This is a genomic window from Streptomyces sp. NPDC048278 (genome assembly GCF_040652195.1).
In the GTDB taxonomy this organism is placed as follows: Bacteria; Actinomycetota; Actinomycetes; order Streptomycetales; family Streptomycetaceae; genus Streptomyces.
The window spans coordinates 18696-38559 of record NZ_JBEZLP010000031.1; the positions used below are offsets into that span (position 1 = coordinate 18696).

Here is a 19864-nt window from a genome sequence, read left to right on the forward strand (position 1 = left end):
CAATGACGATGTCCTTGTCCCAACTCGCTTCCCCGTCCTGGTCCGTGTCCGCGTACCAGCAGGACTTCGATCCCGTCCTCGGACGACTCGGGCTCTCCGCAGTCGTCGCCGCGGTGCCGCTGCTCGTCCTCTTCGTCCTCCTCGGAGCTCTGCGGTGGAAGGCGCACTGGGCCGGGCTGACCGCGCTCGGCACGGCGGTCGTCGTCGCCGTCGCGGTCTACGGCATGCCGGTCGGGCAGACCCTGGACGCCGGCGGCTTCGGTGCCGCGTCCAGCTTCCTGCCCGTCATCTGGATCCTGATGAACGCGCTGTGGATCTTCCGGCTGACCGAGCACACCGGGTACTTCGCGGTGCTGCGCCGGTCCTTCGCCGGCATCAGCGACGACCAGCGCATCCAGGTCATCATCATCGCGTTCGCCTTCGGCGCGCTGCTGGAGGCGCTGGCCGGCGCGGGAACCCCCGTCGCGATCACCGCCGTCATGCTGGTCGGGCTGGGGATGGCGCCGCTGCGCGCCGCCGTGGCCGCGCTGGTGGCCAACACCGCACCGGTGGCGTTCGGGGCACTGTCCGCGCCGGTCACCACCCTGGCCGCTGTGAGCGGGCGCGACTTCGACACCCTGGGCTCGATCATCGGACGGCAGACCTCGCTCGTGGCGACGATCGTTCCGCTGGTCCTGGTCTTCCTCGTGGACGGCCGGCGGGGGCTGCGGGAGGTCTGGCCGGCCGCGCTGGTGGCGGGACTGGCCTTCGGGGGCGGGCAGTTCGTCTTCTCCAACTTCATCTCGGTCGAACTCGCCGACATCGGGGCGTCGTTGTGCTGCGCGGTCGTCCTCGTCGGGTTCCTGCGGGTCTGGCAGCCACGGCACGCGCTGACCGCCGACCCGGTGTCCGCCGCCTCACCGGTGCACACGGCCTCGCCGTCACCGGCCATGGTGAGCACCGCAGGCTCCGGTGACGGCGGTGGTTCAGGCGACTCCGCCGGCACGGCCGGCTTCGGCGACACGACCGCGAAGGGGCGTGAGCAGACGCCCCCGGCACCGGGCGACGGCCGCAGGAGCGTACTCCTGTCCTACCTCCCCTACGCCGTCGTGATCGCGGTCTTCGTCATCGCACAGCCCGACGCCGTCAAGGAGCATCTCAGCTCGGCCGCCTTCCACTTCGACTGGCCGGGGCTGCACATCACGGGAGCACAGGGCGTCCCGGTCGGCACCGTCTTCACCTTCGACTACCTGCCCGCTGCCGGCACCCTGCTGTTCGTCTCGGGCGTGATCACCACGTTGCTGCTCCGGGTCGCCCCCGGTGAGGCGGCCCGCATCTACGGCGCCACCGTCAGACAGCTCACCTGGACGATCGTCTGCGTGCTGTCCGTCCTCGCGCTGGCCTATGTGATGAACCTGTCCGGACAGACCGGCTCACTGGGCCGCGGGCTCGCCGAGATGGGGGCCGCGTTCGCCGTCTTCTCGCCCGTCATAGGCTGGCTCGGGGTCGCGATCACCGGCTCCGACAACTCCTCCAACGCCCTGTTCGGAGCCGTACAGATCACCGCGGCACAGCAGACGGGCCTCTCCCTGGACCTGATGGCGGCGGCCAACTCCTCCGGCGGGGTGGTCGGCAAGATGATCTCCCCGCAGAGCCTGGCCATCGCCGCCGCGGTGGTCGGGGTCCAGGGCAGGGAGGGCGACATCTTCCGCAAGGTCATTGGCTACAGCCTCGCCCTGCTGGCGCTGATCGCGCTGATCGTCCTCCTCCAGTCCACCCCCGTCCTGGGCTGGATGCTCCCCTGAGCCCCGTTCCTTCCTCCAGTACCCATCCCCTCCACCCACCGGAGACCGCACGATGAGCAACAAGTACCGGGCCCTGTTCGACCTCACCGGGAAGTCCGCCCTGGTCATGGGGGCCGCATCCGGCATCGGCGAGGCGACGGCCCGCACCCTCGCCGGCCTCGGCGCCCGGGTGGTCTGCGCCGACCTCGACGGCGCGGGCGCCAAGGCCACGGCCGAGATCATCGTCGCCGAGGGCGGCACGGCCCAGGGCCTCGCCGCGGACCTGGGCAGCCACGAACAGGTCAGCGCGGCCGTACGGGCCACGGTGGACGCCTACGGCAGGCTCGACATCGGCTTCACCACCCCGGCCATCAACATCCGCAAGAGGCTGTCCGCCTACACGGAGGAGGAGTTCGACCGCATCGTGCACCTGAACCTCAAGGGCACGTTCTTCTTCCTCCAGGACGCCGCGGCCGTCATGGTGGAGCAGGGCGGAGGCAGCCTCATCGCCTGCTCGTCGATGCGCGGGCTGATGGTCGAACCGGGGCTGGGGGTGTACGCGTCCACAAAAGCGGCGATCCTGCAGATGGCGCGCGGCCTCGCCACCGAGGTGGGACCGCAGGGGGTACGGGTCAACACCATCGCGCCGGGCGTCATCGACACCCCACTGACCCGCCCGTTGTGGGACGACGTCGAGGCGCGCGAGGCATACAGCGCCCACACGGCCTTCGGGCGGTGGGGGAGTGCCGAGGAGGTCGCCTCCACGGTGGCGTTCCTGGCCAGCGACGCCGCGTCCTACGTCACCGGGGAGAACCTGGTGGTCGACGCGGGCTGGACCATCATGGACGGCCGTTTCGACCCGGGCCGCTGACCGGCTTCGCCGTACCTCTGAGGGGCCTTCGCCGACGCCGTCGCCCGCGCCGGGGCGTCGGCGGCCCCCGCCCCGGATCGGCCACGCCGCGACCCCGCGATCGAGGATGCCCACGACCTGGCCCACCTCGCATGGCGCACCCTGCCGATCCTCGATCCAGCGCGCGGCCGGGAGCCGGGAGATCTACAGGCGGAGGATCAATCCTCCACACGGCACGCCCGAAGCCGTCGCCTGCGCGATCTCTTCAGCTCACTCTGGAAGACGACGACTGAGCCGGATGAGCTGACGAAACAACGTCTGGCCTGCGGCAACGGCCGCAGAGGCTCCGCCCGACAATCGGGGTGGAGCCTCTGCGCGCTGCCTCCCTCAGTCGGGTGGACGCCCGCTGTGGCAGCCGGACTTCGGCCATCCGGGACGCGTTCCGGACGCAGGTTGGACACAAGGATCGGAAGAGACTGACAGGAGCCGAGAAGGACTGAGGCGCCAAACCTCGTCTGGCCTGGGAAAACAGCCAAGATGGGCATTGATCGACAAGGGTCGCCGAGATCCCCAAAGGACTCATAATCCGTCGGCCGTGGGTTCGAGTCCTACCCGCCCCACCTTCGCTTGATACCGCAGGAACAATCTCATTTGCGGCGGACCGTCAGCCCCCTTCCAGCGGAGGCGGCTTCGTAGTCTCAGGAGGGCGGGGCCGCTCGAATTTCGCCACGTATTTCGTTACAGCCGCCGGTACGAGGCGGTCATGGTGAGCACCGCGAGGCCGAGCAGGCTCCGGCTCTGCGGCTCCGGCGTGCTGCTGCTCGCGCTGGTGACGCGACAGGTGTAGTGCGTGGACCCATCGCTGTCTGGCGTGCATTCCTGGGTGTTGCCGTCGGCGTCGGTGAAGGTCCAACCGGATGGTGGAGTCAGCGCCCGGTACGCCCTGCGCCCCTGGGGGCCCGTGGCGCCGACCGCTCCCGAGGCGCCGGGCGATGGGGTGATCGTGGGGGCTGCCTTGCCTGGGTCGCCCTTGTCGCCCTTCGGTCCAGGGGCCCGGGTATCGGGACGGGGACGGCGGGCCGGTCGGGCAGGTTCTTGACGGCCTTGGCCGGATCCGGTGCGGCCGGAGTGCCGCCCTTCGCCTTGATCTGGGAGCGCAGCACCCGCACATCCCCGGCAAGGGTGGCGACGGCATTGCCGCGCAGATCGGCCTCGTCGGCCAGCTGGTTCGCGCGCGTCGCCTCGACCTGAACGCGCACGTACACCAACAGGACGGCGCCGGTGAGTGCCAGGAGGAACGCGAGGAGGGCGAGGGGTTTCCACCGCCGGGCGAGCACGCGCTGGGCGCGGGCCATGGTGTGCCCCCCCAGCTGCTGCACGAGCAGCCGGAGCCGTGTCGTCTCCGGCTGCTCCGCGGCCGGCACCAGGCGCAGGGCGGCTATGTCGGAGCGCAGTTCCTTGCGCTCCTCCTGGAGCTGGTCCGTGAGGCTGTGGAAGCCGTTCAGCGCGTTGCCCTCCTGCTGGGCTCGCCCGGCGACCTTGGAACCGTACATGGCTGCCACCCCCGGCCACGGATGGCGATCACGATCACGCCGATAGCTGTGACGAGGGTGGCGTCCATGTACGGTTCCAAGACGCTCGCACGTGGCAGGGGCAGACGCCGCTCTTCGGCTTGTCGGGCACGGCATGGGTGATGCCCTGGCACCGAGGGCGGCGAGGACGATGGTGACGCCCTCCCCGGCGGTGGGGCTGCCGTCCTGGACGGCGGCTACCGCGGCGGTCGCGCTGCGGGGATGTTGTGCGCGCCGTCGAAGCGGGCGCCAGGGATCATGGCCTCAAGGCCGGTCTGCCCAGGGAGTTGCTCTCCGCCGTGCGCGCGGCGGCAACCGGTGGAATGGGGCCGGCCCTCGGCGAGCCGGAGACCGAGGTCGTAAGCCTGCTCGCCCGGGGCTGCGGCGAACGGGCCATCGCCTCCGCCCCGTGGCGAACGCCGGAGCCGCCGCACACCGCATGAGCGGCCTTGCCGTGTCCCCGGCGGTCGGTCGGCCGCTGTGGGAAGCCCGCTCGGGACGGCCGGCTCAGGTGCGGTCGTGGAGGGTCACCTGGTAGCCGTCGGGGTCGGCGAAGGTGAAGGTGCGGCCGAACGGTCCGTCGACGGGAGCCGAGACGATCGTCGTGCCCGCGGCGGCGAGGGCGTCGTGGATGTCCTGGGCGTCGGGGGCGTGCAGCCACAGGGCGATTCCCCGGCCCGGCTGTGCGAGCGCGTCCAGGTCGACGCCCGGGACGACGTCGCGGACGGCGAACGCGATCGGCTTGGTGTCGAAGACGACGGCGTGCGGCGGTCCCGCGTGGGAGCGCTTCAGTCCCAGGTACTGCTCGTAGAAGGCGGCGGAGCGCTCCAGGTCGCGTACCTGCAGTGAAATGAAGTCGGGTCCGGTGACGGCCATGGTTCTCCCCTTCTCGGGTATGTCAGTCTTCTGACATCCAGGAATGTATGTCAGACTACTGACATGAGTCAAGGTGAGCCCGGAATCGAGCTGGACACGTCACTGGGGTACCTGGTGAAGGCGACCGCGAGCGCCCTGCACTCCGCGATGGAGGCCGTGCTGAAGCCGTTGGGCATGACGATCACCCACTACTCCTGCCTGGAGCTGCTCGCCCAGCGGCCGGGTCTGTCCAACTCCGAGCTCGCCCGCGGCACCTTCGTCACCCGGCAGTCGATGAACGTGCTCCTGCAGGCCCTCGAACGCCAGGGACTCGTCGTCCGTCCGGCACAGGCACCCGTCGGCAGAGCCCTGCCCACCGAGCTGACCCCCCTCGGCCGCGGCCAGCTCAAGGTGGCCAGCGCCGCGGTCCGCCGCGTCGAGCAGAACATGCTGGCCGATCTGGACGCCGGCGACCAGGACCGGATGCGGCGCCTGCTCACCGCGTGCATCGCCTCGCTGACCGAACCGCCCGCCTCGGCGACGTAACCGCTCCGGAGATCCGCGGATAGGGTGGACGGAGATCGACAGGGACGGGCGGGGCGAGGGCGGCGGACGGCGTGGGTGGTGCCGAGGACAGCAGGAGCACGGGCAGCGGGCGCCCGACGTCCCGGGACGTCGCCCGGCTCGCCGGGGTGTCGCACACCGCGGTGTCCTTCGTGTTCAACGGCCGCGCCGAGGGCAACCTCTCGCCCGCCACCCAGGAGCGCATCCGGCAGGCCGCCGCTCGGCTGGGCTACCGCCCCGACCCCGTCGCCCGCGGTCTGCGCCGTCGCCGTACGGCCGTGATCGGGCTGGTCACCGACGAGATCGCGTCCTCCCCGTTCGCCGGCCGGCTGCTGCGCGGGGCCATGGAGACCGCCTGGGACAGCGAACACCTCGTGCTCACCATCGACTCCGGCGGCGACCCGGCCAAGGAGGACGCGGCCGTCGCGGAACTGCTCGACCGGCGCGTGGACGGCATCATCTACGCGGCCATGTCACTGCGCCGGGTCCGGGTCCCCGAGGGACTGCACCGCACCCACTCCGTGCTCGCCAACTGCCTGCCCGAGGACGACTCCCTGCCCGCCGTCGTCCCGGCGGAGCGCGCGGGCGGGCGTACGGCGGGCCGCCTGCTGCTCGACGCGGGCCACCGCCGGCTCGCCGTGATCGGCGGCCTGGACGACATCGCCTCGGCCGAACGCACCCGCGGCTTCCGGGACGCGCTGCGCGCCGAGGGCGTCACCGTGCCCGAGAAGTGGATCGTGCGCGGCGGCGGGGAGATCTCCGCGGGATACGCGGGGGCGCTGCGCCTGCTCGACGGGGTGGAGCCGGACCGTCGCCCCACCGGCGTCCTCTGCTACAACGACCGGGTCGCGGCGGGTGTCCTGCACGCCGCGACCCGGCTCGGGATCGACGTCCCCGCCGATCTTTCGGTGGTCGGCTACGACGACCAGGAGCACATGGCCGCGTTCCTCGCCCCGCCCCTCACCTCGGTCGCGCTGCCGCACCGGGCGATGGGCGAGGCGGCGGCCCGGCTGCTCCTGGACGCCATCGACACCGGCCGGACGCCGCCGAAGACCGTCCGGCGCCTGGCCTGCCCCGTGGTCAGCCGCGCCTCCGTGGCTCCGGCGCCCACCCGGTGACCTGGGCACCCGGCCCGTCGACCGCCAGCTCGGCGATGTCGCCGGGGCGCCGGTAGACGCGCTCGGTGACCATCGCCCGTTCCCCGACGAAGAGTTCGAGGAGCGAGCCGTCGACGAGCAGCCGAAGCGCGAGTTCCGGCGCCTCCGGCACGCGCACGGTGATCGGGGCGGAGCCCTCCCTGCCGGTCCGGGGCCATCCGCCGCGGTCGAGGACGACGGTTCCGGCCGCGGGGTCGGCCCGGACGGTCAGTTCACGGCCCGACGCGTCCCGGAGCAGGCTCACCGTGGTCGGTCCGCATGCGGTGATCACCAGGTCGTACGTCTCCGGGAGCGGAACCCGGCCCGGCGCGGTGACGAACGGCTCGGCCGGGCGGAGCAGTTCGAGCTCCGGGGCCGGACGGACGCGCAGCGAACCGTCGGGGTGCACGTCGACGACCCGGGGGGCGGTGAGTACGCCCGCCCAGCCGGCCCGGTCCACCTCGTCCTGCGAACGGGCCTCCCACGACCAGCCCCACAGCAGTGCGCGGTCGGGCTCCTGGAGCACGGCGGGAGCGTAGAAGTCCCGCCCGTGGTCGAGCCGGCCGCCGGTGCGCGTGACGAACCTCAGCATGCCCTCGCCGTCCGTCTCCAGACGGCCCGTCAGGTATCCGGTCGAGCAGGGGTCTCCGTCCCACAGGGAGACGAGGAGGACGTGGTCGCCGCCCGCCGTCGCGTACAGGTGCGGGCACTCCCAGCCCACCGCCTTGGCGCCGAACACGTCCGCGGCCACCGGGTCGTCGCCGTCCAGCAGCACACCGGCGAACCGCCAGTCGGTGAGGTCGTCGCAGTCGTAGAGCAGGACCGACGGCGTGCCGTCGGCGTGCCCGGCCCCGACGAGGGCCCAACGCCGGTCCGCGAAGCGGAAGACGAACGGGTCGCGGAACATCACGACGTCCAGTCCCGGCGGCGGCCCCGTCACCACGGGTGTCGGCAGCGGTTTCCACTCGGTCAGCCGCTCGTCGTCCGGGTCCGCCGCCCGTGCCAGGCAGACGGTGCCGAGACCGGCGTGGTGGCGGTCGATCCCCGTGTACACGGCGGTCGGTGTGCCGGCGTCGTCGACCACGCACCCCGACCAGCAGCCGGCCTCGTCCGGGCCGCCGGGTGTCGGCGTGAGGGCGACCGGGTGGTCCTCCCAGTGGACGAGGTCGCGGCTGGAGGCGTGGCCCCAGTGGATGTCGGCGTGGACCGGGGAGCCGGGGTTGTACTGGAAGAAGAGGTGGTGGCGGTCGCGCCAACGGAAGGGTCCGTTGGGGTCGTTGATCCAGCCGGCGGGCGGACGGACCCGGAAACGGGGGGTGTGGCTCAACGGTTGACTCCTGCCGAGGTGATGCCTTCGCGCAACGGGCGCTGGCCGACGACGAACACGGCGAGGGCAGGCAGCATCGACAGCACGACTCCGGCCAGGACCACCGAGATCGACCCCGTGCCGAGGTTGCCCTGGAGGGAGACCAGGCCCAGCGGAAGCGTGTAGTTCTGGCTGGACGTCTCCAGGATCAGCGGGCGGAAGAACTCGTTCCAGTGGTAGTTGAAGGCCAGTACGCCGACGATCGCCAGGCCGGGTGCGGCCAGCGGCGCGTACACCGAGCGGAAGATCCGCCAGGGCCCCGCGCCGTCCAGCATGGCCGCCTCGCCCAGGTCCTTCGGCATGCCGAGGAAGTACTGGCGCATCAGGAAGGTCCCGAAGGCGGTCGGGAAGGCCGGGATGACCAGGCCGAGGAGCGTGTCGGTGAGGTGCATCGACTTCAGCACCAGGAACACGGGCACGATGGTGACCTGCAAAGGCACCATCATGGTCGCCAGGACCAGCCCGAACAGCGGCTTCTTGAAGCGGAACTCCAGGCGGGCGAAGGCGTATCCGGCCAGGCCGGCCGTGACCATCTGGCCGACGGCGATCAGTGCCGTCACCAGCGTGGAGTTCAGGGCGAGCAGCCACACGTCGATCTGCTGGAACACCCCGTGGTAGGCGGCGGTCGTCGGGTGCGTCGGGATGATCCGCGGGGGCAGGTCGAAGGACTGGGCCGGGGTGCGCAGGGAGGTGGACACGGTCCAGATGACCGGGCCGAGGGTCAGCAGGGCGCACACGGTCAGTCCGGCGATCCGGGCCCAGGGGGAGAGTGAATGCCGTATGCGGTTCAGGGTCGGGGTTGCTTGGCTCATGGCACTCATGCGGCTCACCGGCTCACTGGTAGTGGACGAAACGCCGGCTGAGCCGGAACTGGACGGCGGTGACCGCCATGATCAGCGCGAAGAGCAGCACGCCCACCGCGGACGCCTCACCGAAGTTCAGCTGCTCGAAGGCCCGTTCGTAGATCACCATCACCACGGTGCGGGTGGCGTCGCCGGGACCGCCGTCGGTGAGGACGTACGGCTGCTCGAAGACCTGGAGCGCGTTGATGATTCCGACCACGGACGCGACGAGCAGCGTCGGCGACAGCAGCGGCAGCGTGACGGCCAGGTGCTTGCGCAGGCCGGTCGCGCCGTCGAGGGCCGCGGCCTCGTGGATCTCCTTGGGGATGTTGTTCAGACCGCCGACGAACAGCAGGAACGAGAAGCCGAACTGCTGCCAGACGTAGACCAGGATCACCGTGGCCATCGCCGCGTGCTCCGAGGTCAGCCAGGGCACCGGCGCGACGCCGACCAGGCCGATCAGCCAGTTCACCACCCCGAAGTCCTGGTTGAACAGGTACTTCATCACCACCGAGATCGACGCGGCGGACAGCACCAGCGGGAAGAAGAACGCCGAACGGAACACCGACCGCAGCCAGATGGGCATCCGGCCGTTCAGTGTGATCGCCAGCGACAGCGCGATCAGCAGTTGCAGCGCGACGGCGACGACCATGAAGAAGAGCGTGTTGCGGAAGGAGACCAGGACGGTCGAATCCGAGAACATCGTGCGGTAGTTGGCGCCACCGGCGAAGCGGGGCGGGTCGATCACGTTCCAGTGGAACAGGCTCAGCACGACCGACCCGATGATCGGTACGACCGTGAAGACGACGATGCCGACGACCGTGGGCGCCAGGAACAGCGTGGCCAGCAGCCGGGCGCCGCGGTCGCGGACGGTGCGCCGGGCAGGGACGGCGGCGGGCGAGGTGGGCCGTGAACTCACTTCCCGCACCTGGGTGTTCGTCATATCTCACGCTCCATGGCCTGCTCCAGGTCGCTCTGCATCCGGCGCAGCGCGGGGCCCACCGCGCGCGGCGAGGCCAGGGCGGTGCCGGTGTACTTGAGGAGGACGTCGGTCACCTCGGCGACCTGCGGCGGCGCGGGGATCGGGCCGGTGTCGGGGAACCGGTCGAGGGTGTCGTAGAAGACCTGCCAGTGCGCGGGGCCGCTCTCGGCGTAGCGGGCGGCGGTCAGCATCGAACGGCGGGCCGGGGTGGTCTGGTTGCCCTGGAACAGCCGGGTCATGGTGTCCTTGCGGGCGGTGTACTTGATGAACTCCCAGGCGGCTTCCTGCTTCTTGGAGGTGCGCAGCAGCGCGTAGCCGGCCGCGCCGAACTGGTGGCGCTGGGTGCGCCAGCGCGGGAAGTACTGCACGTCGTAGTCGGCGGCCCGCATGCCGGCCAGGTGCAGGCCGCCCGCCCAGAAGCCGCCCGCCGGGGTGACGCCGACGCGGCCGGTGGAGAACACGCCGACCAGGTTGCTGCCGTTGCCGCCCTCGGGCCGGGTGCACAGGTTCTCCTGGACGAGGGCGGCGAGATAGTCGTACGCCTCCTCGACCCGGCCGTCGGTGGCCTGCGGGGTCGTCCAGCGGAAGCCGCCGCCGCGCCCCTGCCGGTCGGCGGCCGGGTAGAAGGCGTCCCACAGCCAGGAGCCGCCGGGCGCCTTGGACTCCTTCAGCAGGTTGGTGCCGTTCGCGAAGAGCCAGGGCACCACGCCGCCCCACAGCCGGTTGGTCCAGAAGTACGGCGTGAAGTGCGTGTCGCTCGCCCGCTTCATCTCCCGCAGCAGCGCCGTGAAGTCGTCGCGGCTCCAGTCGGCCGCCGGGAAACCCGCACCCGCCCGCTTCAGCACCTCCTTGTTGAGGTACATGTCGGCGGCGTTGAACTCCATGGGGAGCTGGTAGAGGTTGCCCTCGTACATCATCGACTCGACCAGCGAGGGGTGGACGTCGGCGAAGTACTCGCGCAGCTCGGCCGCGTCCCGGCGTACCCAGCGGTCCAGTGGCACGCCGAGCTGCCGGGCGAACAACTGCACGCCCTCGGTGGCCACATAGACCAGGTCGGGCGCGGTGCCCGCGGCGATCTGGGTGAGGATCTTCGCGAAGAAGTCCGACCAGTCGACGGCCTGCACCGCGTTCACCCGCAGCGGGATGTCGGGGTGAAGCCGGTGGAAGCCCTCGGCGAGGGCGTCGACGGTGGCCGGGTCGAAGGCGGAGCCGAGGGTGGCGACGACGAGGGAGCCGTCGTCCCGGCCGGGTATGTCCGCTCCGGTGAGCCGGTCCCAGCTCGCGGCGGTACCGGCCAGGGCGGCTGCCCCCGCCCCGTACGCGCCGTACCGCAGCAGCGTGCGGCGGGGGAGGTGCGAGTCAGTCATCCAACAGGCCTAACTCGTGTTAGTTCAGGGGTGATGCCCCAGATGATGGGAACCGGGCCGGGGGCCTGTCAAGGGTCGGGAACGCTTGACCTTTAACGAGTTAGGTCTACAGTCCTCGTTCACACGAGCCGCTGTTCCACGCCTGTGCGTGGTGCGTCATGAGTCATGAAAGGGGCGATGTGTCATGCCCGGAACCTCGGGGATCTCCCGGAGAGCACTGTTCGCGGGGTCGGCCGCCGGCGGAGCCGCCGCACTGCTGCCGACGGGGACGGCCACAGCCGCACCGAAGGCCGGAGGCGGAGCCAGAGTCAAAGCCCAGGCCAAAGCCAAGTCCACGACAGCCGCGGCGAGTTACCGCGCCGGGTACCACTTCACCGTCCCCGACCAGTGGAAGAACGACCCGCAGCGGCCCGTCTGGATCGACGGCGAGTACCGCTACTACTACCTCTACAACGCCGACTACTTCGACGGCGTCGTCGGCACCGCGTGGCGCCTGGCCACCACCACGGACCTGGTCTCCTTCACCGACCGCGGGGTCGCCGTGCCCAAGGACACCACGGTCAACGGCGATCTCTGGTCGGGCTCGGCGGTGGTCGACACCGGCGACACGGCCGGCTTCGGGGCCGGCGCGGTCGTCGTCATCGTCACCATGTCCCCCGGCGGCGGCACCGACCACCAGGAGCAGTTCCTGTACTACTCGACCGACGGCGGGCTGACCTTCGGCAACTACGGGACCGACCCCGTCCTGCCCAACCCCGGGGTCGCCGACTTCCGCGACCCCAAGGTGATCCGCGACGAGGACCGGGACCGCTGGGTGATGGCCCTCGCCGAGAACGACAAGATCGGTTTCTACCACTCCGACGACCTCAAGTCCTGGGCGTACGCGGGCGGTTTCGTCCACGACGGCATCGGCGTCCTGGAGTGCCCCGACCTGTTCCGCATCACCGCGGGCGACGGCACCGTCAAGTGGGTGCTCGGCGTGAGCGCCAACGGCAAGGGCGCGGGGCTGCCCAACACGTACGCGTACTGGACGGGTTCCTTCGACGGCAGCGCGTTCACCGCCGACGCGAGCGACCCGCAGTGGCTCGACCACGGCTGGGACTGGTACGCGGCCGTCACCTTCGAGAAGCGGGACGCGGACGGCGCGGTGGACGCGACCGCCCGGTACGCGATCGGCTGGGTGAACGACTGGGACTACGCCGACACCACCCCCACCATCGACTGCGACGGCTTCAACGGCACCGACTCGATCGTCCGCGAGGTCACCCTCGACAGGGCGTCCGACAACACCTATTACCTGGCCTCCCAGCCGGTCGCCGCTCTCGGCTCGTACGTCTCCCGCACCGTGGACCTCGGCGACGTCACCGTGGACGGCACCGAGGTGCTCGACTACACCGGCATCTCCTACGAGGTGACGACCGAGATCGCCTGGTCCGAACTCACCGGCGCCGGACTCCAGTTGCGGCGCTCCCCGAACGGCGGCCGGCACATCGACGCCGGGATCTACGCCGACTACGCCTTCCTCAACCGGCGCAACACGGTGAACGCCGACACGTCCGGCACGTGGCAGGAGAGCCACACCCCGTTCGACCCGTCCGCCGGCACGGTGAAGCTGCGCATCCTGGTGGACCGCACCTCCGTCGAGATGTTCGTCGACGACGGCCGCTACGTGCACACCAGCCAGGCGTTCCCGTACCTGCTGGACACCCGGCTCGCGCTGTTCACGATCGGCGGCAGCGCGGTGTTCCGCAACACGGTGATACGCGAGTTCTCGGTGTGAACCCGGACCGGGAAGCCCGCGGCTTCGATGCCCAGCCGCTTCCGCACGGGTTCGAGGGCGTCGTCGACCAGTCCGGGACCGGTCCACTCGACGAGGAGGGTGCAGGGCCGGTGGTCGAGTCTGCGCAGGGTGACGGAGACCGGTCGGCGCTCGGGACGGACCGGATGCGGCAGGTCCGCGGCGGGGGCGTCCGACGAGTCCCGCACGGTGAAGGCCGCCGGTGCCTGGCCCGTCAACGCGAGGGTCACCTCCACCGACGCATGGGCACAGCCGCGGGCCCCGATCCGGCCGCTCCACCTCTGGATGGAGCGGTCGCGCACCGTCGCGGGCAGCCACACCGTGTGGCGGGACGAGCCTGCCGGCACCTTCCACGACCAGACGTCCACAGTCGTACAGGAACCGTCGCTCGAGCTGGGTGCACAGGCCACGGTTCTGGCCCCGTAGCCAGGCTTGTCCCCGGAGCGGTAGTCCAGGCCCACGCCGCTCGTCGTGGCGTACAACAGCGACACCGTCCCCAGGACGACGAGGGCGGAACCCACCTGCGCGGTGGTGGCGAAGACGGGCAGCAGCGGCCCCCAGCGCCGCCATGACGCGCTCCATTCGCCCTGAACCGAACGGTACGGCTCCTTGACGGCCCTGGCGCCCAGCAGTCGCAGGAGCCGTTCGTGCCGGAACTGGTAGACCGCCCCGGGCTGGCGCAGGACGCCGCGCCGGTGGGCGTCCTCGAGGAAGTGCGCAAGACGCCGGGGCAGGCGGCCCGTGAGCCAGAACCACAGCCTGGACGCCTGGTAGGAACCCCAGGCCGAGCCCAGCAGTGCGGCGGCGCCCGACGCCGCCCCGACCAGTGCGCCGTAGTGCCGGGCGAGAGGCGCCTGCGCGTTCAGGTCCCGGGTCAGCCACCAACTCACGCACACTCCCGTGACCGCGGCGACGGCCAGGGCCGAGCCCACGCCGATGAGCGCGTAGTGGCGGACGAGGGCCCTCGGGCCGCGCAGGGCTCCTTCCGGTACGTAGACCTGCTTCAGCTCGTAGCGGACCACGGCATGGGCGGTCAGGCTGACCAGCCCGGTCAGCAGCCCGGTCGCCAGCCCCCACCCCGATCCGAGCAGTGCGTACAGGAACCAGCCCCAGGTGCAGCCGAACGCCAGTCCCACCGCCGGTCCCGTCAGCAGGGACCTGATCTGCCACCAGGCGAAGTCGACCGTTCCGTCCCGCCCCATCTGGCGGGCGATCAGGCTCAGATACCGCCTGGCCCGGGTCTGCGTGTAGGGGCCGGGCGCGGACTCCGCGTACGCCGCCGGAAGGTACCGGTCCAGCAGCCTGTCCTCGATGTTCTCACGCGACGCGTACTCCTTGCCCGAGAGCAGCTCTGCGGGCTCGGTGGCACTCGCCTGGTAGGCCGTCTGCGTCAGGTACAGCATCAGGGGGGAGGCCATCGTCCGGGCCAGCGTCGACTCCGGCCGACCGCGGATGGCCTCGAAGACCGCGTCCCAGCGCCTGTCACCGGCCACCTTCGACTGCCGGAGGTAGTCGATCGCCATCCGCGTCTCCACGGCCCGGAGTTCCACCACCGCGGCTCTGGTGAGGCGGGAGCCGGCCCGGCATGTCGCCTCGTACTGCTCGGCCCGGCAGGTCAGCAGCAGCCAGCAGCCCTTCGGGATCGCCGCGTCGATCGCCTCCACCGCTCGGGCACGCAGCGGCTGCGGCAGTTCGTCCAGCCCGTCGAGCACCGGCATCACTCTGCAGGCATCGAACAGCGCGGCTGCCGCCTGCGCCCCGACCTTCCGTCGGGCGGCCGGTCCGGAGCCGTTCTGCCTGATCTGTCTGATGATCCACGTCCGCATCGGGACCGCCGGCCGCCATGACGACAACGACATCAACACCGGGACGGGATCCCCCGGCTGTGGCGCGTCGGCCATGTCGTGGACGAGCGAGAGTGCCAGGACGCTCTTGCCGGTCCCGGGTTCGCCCAGGACCACGACCTGATGCCGGGGGAGGTCCCGGCAGACGTCCGGTATCCGGTGCACCGTGCCGCTCAGCCGCCCGGGGTCCGTGCCCAGCACGGCCCGCGACGGCTGCACCCAGCGGTCGCTGCCTCTCCAGGAGACCGGGATCATGGTCGGTTGCTGGAGTCCGAGCCGGGCCACCTCGCGCCGCGCCCGGAACAGGACGTGTTCCCGTAACCGGTCTGCCTCGCGGTCCGGGTCCGCGTCGGCCGGCCCGTCCTTCATGAACTGGTTCACGTCGCCCAGGACGATGCTGTTCCGGACCGTCTGCCGGCGTTTGCGCCACATGCCGTTCCCCCGTGATGAAAAATCAGGCCTGCGATGCTACGGCGCCAAGGGGGAGTTATGAGGGAAAACGGCGTATTGCGCCTTCTGGCGGTGGCCGGATCGGTGGTGGTGGCAGCCCTGGTGAACGTGACCACCGGCATGCTGACGCAGAACTGGTCGGCCGCGTGGTGGCTGTGCACGGCCGTACTCGTCCTGCTCGGCGCGGCGTTGGCCGTGTGGCAGACCGTGTCCGGCCGGACGGAGGGGCGCCGCCAGCACATCGTGGACGTACAGAGCGGCTCGCTCGGACAGTCGATGAACGGGCCCGGCGAACAGGTCGTGCGGCACGCACGGGTCGAGGGCGACCTGAGCCAACGCCAGGAAGGCTGACGGCACACCACCGGCGTGCGCACCGAGAGCTCCCGGCGCGCCGGCTCGGGGACCCCGTCACGTTCGGGCGCGTTCTGGTGATCCCCGGAGAGCTCGACCACGACATCGCCCCACCGGAGATCGCCCGCCTGCACACCGTGGGACCGGCCCGGGACCACGACGTCCGGGGACCGTCCACCATGAGGAAGAAGGCGAAGAAGCCGTGATGCCGGACACCGCGCGCCAGGGGCGCGTCCCGCGGGGCGCCGTGGTCCCGTTGCTGCTCGTGCTGTGCGGTGTGCTGCTGTCGGCCGCCGTCGCCGTGGTGGTCCGGCCGGTGGCGTCCGCCGCGCCGGTGACCCCCGCGTCGTCCTTCGGGACCGCGGCGGTCAGGCAGGGCGTGCCCGGCGCCGCGCTCCAGAAGACCTTCCGGCTCGCGGTGCCGGCCGGGGCCCGGGACGCCTCCCGCCTGGTGGCCCCGGGCGACGGCAGCGCGGGCAGCGGCCAGGACGTCTGTCTGCGTCTCCGCACCACCCCCGCGGGCCTCAAGGAGTTCGTCACGTCCCCGGGCAGGACCACGGGGGACCTGACGGCCGGGAACGCGAGCCTGGACCAGGACGACATCGACTCCGTCGGACTGCCCTGGAGGATCGGTACCGAGGGCCGCCTCACCGGGCTCTACGCCGACATCCCCGAGCAGGCCGGCACCACCGGAACCGCCCTGCTGACCGTCGACGAGACCGACGCCTCGGCGCCCTTGGTCTATGCCCATGTGACTGTCTAACGGACCTGCATGTGCTTGGTCTGTTCGGCGTCGACCGGCTCGCCGGGGTTGCCCGTTGTGGAACACCGATGCCTGTCATCCCCTGAGCCGACGGTACGGTGAGGGAACCTGGGACCTGTGGATCGGAGCGGTCGGCGATGGACATGACGCTTCGGAGGATCTCCGCCGCGGATGCGGACAAGGGATTCCGGCATGTCGTATCCGGGTTTTCGGGTGAACGCGGAGGCGTGGCGAGCGAGTGCTTTCTCGGGCGCGAGTGGGAGGTCCTGGAGCGGATCCTGCTGGCTCAGGGGCCCGGGGAGATCAGCGAACTTCCCATCACCATGGGCGACTTCCTCGGCGACGACGACCTGGGCACCGCCTGCTTCTACCTCCCGCCGGACGAGGTGGCGGTCGCGGCTCGTTTCCTGGTCGCCATCGACACCGAACGGTCCGTCGCCGAGCACGCCGACGAGATCGTGGGGACGTTTCGCCACGGCGATGTCCCGGACGGCTATCCGGAGATCCTCGGCCGTTACCTGGAGAAGGTCCGTGATCTCTACACCGCGGCCGATCAGGCAGGCGAAGGCGTTGCGAAACTCGTCCGGGGCTGAGAGCCGCCGCACCCGGCCCGGCGAGCCAGGCGTGGCCACGCGCCGTGCCCCGTGGCCCGGGCTCAAGTGAGCCCGCGGTCACCGGTCTTCTCCAGAAGGGGACGCGGGGTCCCGGACGGGCGGTCCGCCGGTGCGGGCTCGGTGCCGGCCGGTTCCTCGGCGGCTGGTCCTTCGGCGACCGCCACGGCCGTCCCCTGAATTCGGGTCATCCCCACACCCACCAGTACCACCGCCATCCCCAGCACCACCCGGACGCTCAGGTCCTCGCCCAGGACGACGGCCCCCAGCAGCACGGACACCACCGGCAGCAGATAGCCGACCACGGCGGCGTTGGTCGCGCCCTCGTCGTTGATGACCCGGTAGGTGAGGTGGAAGGTGATCGCGGTGCAGAACACGCCGAGGACGACGGCCGCGACGAGGACCGTCGGGCTCGGGTCGATCGCGTCCAGGCCGCCGACCGGCACCGCCAGGGCGGTCAGCCCGCTCGCGGCGACGAGTTGGGCGGCGGACAGCGAGATCGTGGGCGTGCCCCTGCGGACCAGGATGCGGCCCATGTACGTGAACGCGACGGCGTAGCAGGCGGCGGCGCCCAGGATCGCGAGGGCACCCCGGCCGGTGGCCCCGGTCGTCCGCCACGGGGCGAAGATGACGACCGTGCCGGCGAAGCCGAGCAGCAGCCCCGCCAGCCGTACGGGCCGCAGCCCGCGCTCCGAGCCGAGAGCGAGACCGAGGACGATCGACCAGAGCGGGGTCGTGGCGTTCAGCACGCCCGCGAGGCCGGAGTCCACGGTCTGCTGGCCCACGCTGAACAACGCGAACGGCAGGGCGTTGCAGAAGAACGCCGCGACGACGATGTGCCGCCAGACGGCGACGCCCGTCGGCAGCCGGTGCCCCGTCGCACGGCAGGCGACGACGAGGACGAGCGCGCCGAGAGCACAGCGCGCGAACGTGACCTGGAACGGCGAGAGGCCGCGCAGCGCCAGCTCGATCCAGAGGAAGGTGGAGCCCCACAGCAGGGCGAGCACGGCCACCCGCACGCCGCCCCGCAGGGCCCGCGTGCCGCTGTTGTCGGTCATGGCGTCTCCCCGTTCTCGTTCTCTCGTCCGGTGGTTGTCCGGCAGGTGGTTGTCCGCAGGTGGTTGTCCGGTGGCGGTTGTCCTGCGGCTCCTTCGACTCCTACGACTCCTACGACGGTGCCTCAGCCGGGATGTGAGAACAAGCAAACGTTTCTGCCCATACCGTTAAGCTGTGCTACATGCTTGATGTGAGGCGACTCCAGGTCCTGCGCGCGGTGGTCACCAGCGGCACGGTCACCGCCGCCGCGGCCCACCTGGGCTACACCCCGTCCGCCGTCAGCCAGCAGGTCGCGGCGCTGGAGAAACAGGCCGGTACGGCACTGCTGGAGCGGGTCGGTCGCGGGGTGCGGCCCACGGCGGCCGGGCTGCTGCTCACCGAGCACGCGGCGCTGATCGGTTCGGCGGTCGCCCAGGCGGAGACGGCGCTCGCCGACCTCCGCGCCGGGCGCACCGGCCGGCTGTCGGTCCGTTACTTCGCCACGGCCGGCTCCACACTGGTGGCGCCCGCCCTGGCCAGACTGCGCGCCGAACACCCCGGCGTCCGCGTCGACCTCGAACTCACGCACCCGGAGGACCCGTTCCAGGAGGTGGCGCGAGGCCGGGCCGACCTCGCCGTGGTGGTCCAGGCGCAGGACCGCACGGGCGACGGCTTCCGGCTCGTCCGCCTCCTCGACGACCCGTACGCGGCCGTACTGCCCCTCGGACATCCGCTCGCCGGCAAGGAGATGATCGACCTGCACGAGCTGTCCGGCGAGCAGTGGGTGGGCAGCGAGCCGCCCGGCCCCTGCCTCCAACCCGTCCTCGACTCCTGCGCGGCGGCCGGCTTCAGCCCCGACTTCGTCATCCAGAGCGAGGACTACGCCACCGCGCAGGGTTTCGTCGCGGCCGGTCTCGGCGTCGGCCTGATGCCGCGGCTCGGGCTGCGCAACCGGCACCCCGGTGTCGTCGTACGCCCGGTCCGCAACCCCGAGCCGGTGCGGGTGATCTCGGCCGCCGTCCGGAAGACCGCCCTCGAACAACCGTCCTTGCGCGGCCTGTTGGACGCACTGCGGGACGCGGCCGTCGGCGCCGGGCCGATCGACGAGCCTCGGTCACCGTGACCGCGGGACGCGGGACGCGGATGCCGGATGCGCCGTCAGATCCGGCGCAGGCCGGACAGCACCCGCTCCATCAGTGACTGGGTCGGGACGTCGCCGGCGTCGGTCGCGGTCTCGTGGACGTTGATCAACCCCCGGTCCGCCAGGTCGCCGAGGAGGACCTTGGCCACGCCCAGCGGCACCGCCATGAGCGCCGCGACCTCGGCCACGGACCTCGGTTCCCGGCACAGTTCGAGTACCGCGTGGTCCCACTGCGTGGCTGTGCCCCGGGTGCCGTCCGGACCGGCGGCGGTGACCAGGGTCTCGACCTCGAAGTGGTGGTGCGAGCTGGTCCGGCCGCCTGTCCAGACGTAGGCGCGGACGAACGCCGCTCCCGCCGCCCCGTACGGCTCGGTGGCGGGCGGCGGTGCCGCGGCCCCGTCGTCGCGCTCCGTGGGCTCCGGGGCCTCCGGCGTGTCGCGGGTGGGGGACGTCTTCCGCCGACGTCGTCCGTTGCCGAGGCTGAACGCGTTGAGCACATCGGCGAAGGTCTGTTCGTCCTCCGCGTCCTTGTCTCTTCGAGGGCCGGACGGTCCTTCACCGGTGCTCATGGTCTC

The 19864-nt window shown here is 71.3% G+C and carries 19 protein-coding genes and 1 pseudogene; 11 read left to right on the plus strand and 9 right to left on the minus strand.

Annotated elements, in window-relative coordinates; translation table 11 throughout:
* Positions 1-2: 2 nt before the first annotated feature.
* Positions 3-1784, plus strand: a complete 1782-nt coding sequence (locus tag AB0D74_RS37985; protein WP_362597201.1) for an L-lactate permease — start codon at positions 3-5, stop codon at positions 1782-1784.
* Between the two features lie 52 nt (positions 1785-1836).
* A complete protein-coding gene (locus AB0D74_RS37990; RefSeq protein WP_362597204.1) occupies positions 1837-2634 on the plus strand; it encodes an SDR family NAD(P)-dependent oxidoreductase in 798 nt (265 codons plus the stop codon).
* Between the two features lie 905 nt (positions 2635-3539).
* Here AB0D74_RS37990 and AB0D74_RS37995 read toward each other — a convergent pair.
* On the minus strand, positions 3540-4166 hold the full coding sequence (locus tag AB0D74_RS37995; protein WP_362597207.1) for a hypothetical protein: 627 nt from the start codon (positions 4164-4166) through the stop codon (positions 3540-3542).
* A gap of 239 nt (positions 4167-4405) precedes the next feature.
* On the opposite strand from AB0D74_RS37995, the pseudogene AB0D74_RS38000 reads away from it, so the two are divergent.
* Positions 4406-4591, plus strand: a pseudogene (locus AB0D74_RS38000) (DNA-binding response regulator); the annotation flags it as partial.
* 100 nt (positions 4592-4691) lie between these two features.
* Here the strand turns inward: AB0D74_RS38000 and AB0D74_RS38005 are convergent.
* Positions 4692-5060 carry a VOC family protein gene (locus AB0D74_RS38005; protein ID WP_362597210.1) on the minus strand — a complete coding sequence of 123 codons (369 nt, stop codon included), beginning with the start codon at positions 5058-5060 and terminating at the stop codon, positions 4692-4694.
* Positions 5061-5123: 63 nt separating this feature from the next.
* Between AB0D74_RS38005 and AB0D74_RS38010 the strand changes: the two genes are divergently transcribed.
* Complete coding sequence (locus AB0D74_RS38010; protein WP_362597213.1) at positions 5124-5585, plus strand: MarR family transcriptional regulator; 462 nt, start codon at positions 5124-5126, stop codon at positions 5583-5585.
* Positions 5586-5656: 71 nt separating this feature from the next.
* Entirely contained in the window at positions 5657-6721 is a 1065-nt protein-coding gene (locus tag AB0D74_RS38015) for a LacI family DNA-binding transcriptional regulator (RefSeq protein ID WP_362597216.1), read from the plus strand.
* Here the strand turns inward: AB0D74_RS38015 and AB0D74_RS38020 are convergent.
* Genes AB0D74_RS38020 through AB0D74_RS38035 form a run of 4 tightly spaced genes read right to left on the minus strand, consistent with a single transcriptional unit; the run spans position 6684 to position 11296 of the window.
* Positions 6684-8066, minus strand: a complete 1383-nt coding sequence (locus tag AB0D74_RS38020) for a glycoside hydrolase family 32 protein (RefSeq protein ID WP_362597219.1) — start codon at positions 8064-8066, stop codon at positions 6684-6686. The two genes, AB0D74_RS38015 and AB0D74_RS38020, sit on opposite strands and share 38 nt — an antisense overlap.
* On the minus strand, positions 8063-8917 hold the full coding sequence (locus AB0D74_RS38025; RefSeq protein ID WP_362597222.1) for a carbohydrate ABC transporter permease: 855 nt from the start codon (positions 8915-8917) through the stop codon (positions 8063-8065). The genes AB0D74_RS38020 and AB0D74_RS38025 overlap by 4 nt, the downstream gene beginning before the upstream one ends.
* A gap of 22 nt (positions 8918-8939) precedes the next feature.
* Positions 8940-9890 (minus strand): sugar ABC transporter permease, encoded by a 951-nt coding sequence (locus AB0D74_RS38030; protein WP_362597224.1) that lies wholly within the window; start codon positions 9888-9890, stop codon positions 8940-8942.
* Entirely contained in the window at positions 9887-11296 is a 1410-nt protein-coding gene (locus AB0D74_RS38035) for an extracellular solute-binding protein (RefSeq protein ID WP_362597227.1), read from the minus strand. Before AB0D74_RS38035 ends, AB0D74_RS38030 begins: the two co-directional genes overlap by 4 nt.
* A 184-nt stretch (positions 11297-11480) precedes the next feature.
* Between AB0D74_RS38035 and AB0D74_RS38040 the strand changes: the two genes are divergently transcribed.
* Positions 11481-13076: a GH32 C-terminal domain-containing protein gene (locus AB0D74_RS38040; RefSeq protein ID WP_362597229.1), complete on the plus strand. Its 1596-nt coding sequence runs from the start codon at positions 11481-11483 to the stop codon at positions 13074-13076.
* On the opposite strand, the gene AB0D74_RS38045 is transcribed toward AB0D74_RS38040, so the two are convergent.
* Positions 12962-15370, minus strand: coding sequence for an NACHT domain-containing protein (locus tag AB0D74_RS38045; protein WP_362597232.1), 2409 nt, complete (start codon positions 15368-15370; stop codon positions 12962-12964). The two genes, AB0D74_RS38040 and AB0D74_RS38045, sit on opposite strands and share 115 nt — an antisense overlap.
* A 57-nt stretch (positions 15371-15427) precedes the next feature.
* Here AB0D74_RS38045 and AB0D74_RS38050 point away from each other — a divergent pair, with 57 nt between their 5' ends.
* The 4 genes from AB0D74_RS38050 to AB0D74_RS38065 all read left to right on the plus strand — a co-directional run bounded on the left by AB0D74_RS38050 (position 15428) and on the right by AB0D74_RS38065 (position 17095).
* Entirely contained in the window at positions 15428-15739 is a 312-nt protein-coding gene (locus AB0D74_RS38050; protein ID WP_362597235.1) for a hypothetical protein, read from the plus strand.
* Positions 15740-15816: 77 nt separating this feature from the next.
* Positions 15817-15945 carry a hypothetical protein gene (locus AB0D74_RS38055; protein ID WP_362597238.1) on the plus strand — a complete coding sequence of 43 codons (129 nt, stop codon included), beginning with the start codon at positions 15817-15819 and terminating at the stop codon, positions 15943-15945.
* The gene (locus AB0D74_RS38060) at positions 15945-16502 is read left to right on the plus strand and encodes a hypothetical protein (protein WP_362597241.1); all 558 of its coding nucleotides are present in this window, start codon (positions 15945-15947) and stop codon (positions 16500-16502) included. Before AB0D74_RS38055 ends, AB0D74_RS38060 begins: the two co-directional genes overlap by 1 nt.
* Before the next feature lie 227 nt (positions 16503-16729).
* Positions 16730-17095, plus strand: a complete 366-nt coding sequence (locus AB0D74_RS38065; protein ID WP_362597244.1) for a hypothetical protein — start codon at positions 16730-16732, stop codon at positions 17093-17095.
* Between the two features lie 62 nt (positions 17096-17157).
* On the opposite strand, the gene AB0D74_RS38070 is transcribed toward AB0D74_RS38065, so the two are convergent.
* On the minus strand, positions 17158-18171 hold the full coding sequence (locus tag AB0D74_RS38070; protein WP_362597247.1) for a DMT family transporter: 1014 nt from the start codon (positions 18169-18171) through the stop codon (positions 17158-17160).
* A 179-nt stretch (positions 18172-18350) separates the two neighbouring features.
* Here AB0D74_RS38070 and AB0D74_RS38075 point away from each other — a divergent pair, with 179 nt between their 5' ends.
* Positions 18351-19271, plus strand: a complete 921-nt coding sequence (locus tag AB0D74_RS38075) for a LysR family transcriptional regulator (protein WP_362597250.1) — start codon at positions 18351-18353, stop codon at positions 19269-19271.
* Between the two features lie 35 nt (positions 19272-19306).
* Here AB0D74_RS38075 and AB0D74_RS38080 read toward each other — a convergent pair whose 3' ends face one another.
* Positions 19307-19858, minus strand: a complete 552-nt coding sequence (locus AB0D74_RS38080; protein WP_362597253.1) for a DUF742 domain-containing protein — start codon at positions 19856-19858, stop codon at positions 19307-19309.
* Positions 19859-19864: the final 6 nt, after the last annotated feature.

What these genes read in the sequence shown, in the direction of transcription:
- AB0D74_RS37985 (WP_362597201.1), top strand. Translation starts at nt 3, where the DNA reads ATGACGATGTCCTTGTCCCAACTCGCTTCCCCGTCCTGGTCCGTGTCC.
- AB0D74_RS37990 (WP_362597204.1), top strand. Translation starts at nt 1,837, where the DNA reads ATGAGCAACAAGTACCGGGCCCTGTTCGACCTCACCGGGAAGTCCGCC.
- AB0D74_RS37995 (WP_362597207.1), bottom strand. Translation starts at nt 4,166, where the DNA reads ATGTACGGTTCCAAGGTCGCCGGGCGAGCCCAGCAGGAGGGCAACGCG.
- AB0D74_RS38005 (WP_362597210.1), bottom strand. Translation starts at nt 5,060, where the DNA reads ATGGCCGTCACCGGACCCGACTTCATTTCACTGCAGGTACGCGACCTG.
- AB0D74_RS38010 (WP_362597213.1), top strand. Translation starts at nt 5,124, where the DNA reads ATGAGTCAAGGTGAGCCCGGAATCGAGCTGGACACGTCACTGGGGTAC.
- AB0D74_RS38025 (WP_362597222.1), bottom strand. Translation starts at nt 8,917, where the DNA reads ATGAGCCAAGCAACCCCGACCCTGAACCGCATACGGCATTCACTCTCC.
- AB0D74_RS38030 (WP_362597224.1), bottom strand. Translation starts at nt 9,890, where the DNA reads ATGACGAACACCCAGGTGCGGGAAGTGAGTTCACGGCCCACCTCGCCC.
- AB0D74_RS38035 (WP_362597227.1), bottom strand. Translation starts at nt 11,296, where the DNA reads ATGACTGACTCGCACCTCCCCCGCCGCACGCTGCTGCGGTACGGCGCG.
- AB0D74_RS38040 (WP_362597229.1), top strand. Translation starts at nt 11,481, where the DNA reads ATGCCCGGAACCTCGGGGATCTCCCGGAGAGCACTGTTCGCGGGGTCG.
- AB0D74_RS38045 (WP_362597232.1), bottom strand. Translation starts at nt 15,370, where the DNA reads ATGTGGCGCAAACGCCGGCAGACGGTCCGGAACAGCATCGTCCTGGGC.
- AB0D74_RS38050 (WP_362597235.1), top strand. Translation starts at nt 15,428, where the DNA reads ATGAGGGAAAACGGCGTATTGCGCCTTCTGGCGGTGGCCGGATCGGTG.
- AB0D74_RS38060 (WP_362597241.1), top strand. Translation starts at nt 15,945, where the DNA reads ATGCCGGACACCGCGCGCCAGGGGCGCGTCCCGCGGGGCGCCGTGGTC.
- AB0D74_RS38070 (WP_362597247.1), bottom strand. Translation starts at nt 18,171, where the DNA reads ATGACCGACAACAGCGGCACGCGGGCCCTGCGGGGCGGCGTGCGGGTG.
- AB0D74_RS38075 (WP_362597250.1), top strand. Translation starts at nt 18,351, where the DNA reads ATGCTTGATGTGAGGCGACTCCAGGTCCTGCGCGCGGTGGTCACCAGC.
- AB0D74_RS38080 (WP_362597253.1), bottom strand. Translation starts at nt 19,858, where the DNA reads ATGAGCACCGGTGAAGGACCGTCCGGCCCTCGAAGAGACAAGGACGCG.